The 1,631-nt window shown below is 59.7% G+C and carries 1 protein-coding gene; it reads left to right on the top strand.

The window, feature by feature from the left end:
- The first annotated feature begins 9 nt into the window (after positions 1–9).
- Positions 10–1,437 (top strand): ISNCY family transposase, encoded by a 1,428-nt coding sequence (locus FHT75_RS35635; protein ID WP_063473985.1) that lies wholly within the window; start codon positions 10–12, stop codon positions 1,435–1,437.
- Positions 1,438–1,631 lie beyond the last annotated feature (194 nt).

A 1,631-nucleotide genomic window follows, 5' to 3' on the forward strand; every position in this document is an offset into this window, starting at 1 on the left:
GGAGTCGTCATGTCCTTTATGATCACCATGTCGCAGAAAGAATTGCATCGCCTCGAAGTTATTCAGAAGATCCGTGATCAGCGCCTGAGCATTATCCAGGCCGCCGAGCTGCTCGGCCTCAGCCGAAGTCAGGTGCACCGGCTGCTGCAGGCCTATGACCGTTTCGGTGAAGCCGGCCTGGTTTCGAAGAAGCGATCACGACCGAGCAATCGGCGCCACAGCGAGGAGTTTCGCAATGCGGCGCTGGATCTGATCCGCGAGCGCTATCTGGATTTCGGCCCGACGCTGGCCCGCGAGAAGCTGATCGAACTGCATCACATCTCGGTGGCCAAGGAGACGTTGCGCCAATGGATGACCGAGGCCGGCATCTGGATCTCGCGGCGCGAACGCAAGAAGCGGGTTTTTCAGCTGCGTGGCCGGCGGGATTGTCTCGGCGAACTCGTCCAGATCGACGGCTCGCATCACTGGTGGTTCGAGAACCGCGGTCCCAAATGCGCCTTGCTCGTCTACATCGATGACGCCACCGGCAAGCTCTTGCATCTGCGGTTTGCCGGATCGGAGAACACCTTCGACTACTTCCATGCGACGAAGGCCTATTTGCAGCAGTGGGGCAAGCCTCTGGCATTCTACAGCGACAAGCACGGTGTCTTCCGCCCAGTCCATGCTTCGGAGAAAGACCGGACGAGCGGCCTGACGCAGTTCGGCCGAGCCCTTTATGAGCTCAACATCGACATCATCTGCGCCAATACCCCACAGGCCAAGGGACGCGTCGAACGCGCCAACCAGACGCTGCAGGATCGATTGGTCAAGGAACTGCGGCTGCGCGGCATCGACACGATCGAAGCGGCAAACCTCTATGCACCAGCGTTCATTGCGGATTTCAATGCTCGTTTCGGCAAGCCGCCGCGCAATCCGAAGGACATGCATCGGCCGCTGGCCGATCATGAGAGCCTCGATGGTGCCATGTGCCGGAAGGAAGTCCGCACCCTGTCGCAGTCTCTGACGTTGCGCTACGACAAGGTCTTGTTCATCCTCGATCCAACAGAACAGGCCAAGGTATTGGCGGGAAAGAAGGTCGTCGTCTGCGACTATCCGGACGGTCGCCTCGAGATCATGCACGAGAGCTTCACCCTACCCTACAGAACCTTCGATAAGTTGCGATCGATACACAGACCCGAAGTCGTCGAGAACAAGCGTTTGGACGACATGCTTTCGATCGTCGCTGAGCTACAGGCTGGACGTGAACTGCAGCGCAGTAAGAGCGGCCCTCGCCGCACAGGTCAGACAGATCATATGTTTGGGATACCGGATGGTAGCCAGGGCAATGGTTATCAGAAGCGTGGCCGCAAGCCCGGCCGGCGGACGGACTTCATGAACGACCCGGAGGTCATTGCCAAAAGGCAGAAGGCGCTGGCGCGCATGGAGGCCGCGGAATGAGCCGCTGGCACTCATAGTCTCAAAGCTAAAGCCGAAGGGGTGTCCCTCACCCGCCCCCGCTCCTCCCTCGCAACCCGGCCCAGCCGGTCGGATCGGGGGCTGCCGTCAGCGCCAGCGGCAATGCTGAGTGTCGCATCTCTAAATGGCTGGCAACGTCGCGCCTCTAATCAGCTTTGACAATTGTTGTAGCCGGG

It is taken from the genome of Rhizobium sp. BK112 (assembly GCF_014193215.1).
In the GTDB taxonomy this organism is placed as follows: Bacteria; Pseudomonadota; Alphaproteobacteria; order Rhizobiales; family Rhizobiaceae; genus Rhizobium; species Rhizobium anhuiense.

Excerpts from the sequence above, each read along its gene's own strand:
- FHT75_RS35635 (WP_063473985.1), top strand. The coding sequence starts at position 10 with ATGTCCTTTATGATCACCATGTCGCAGAAAGAATTGCATCGCCTCGAA.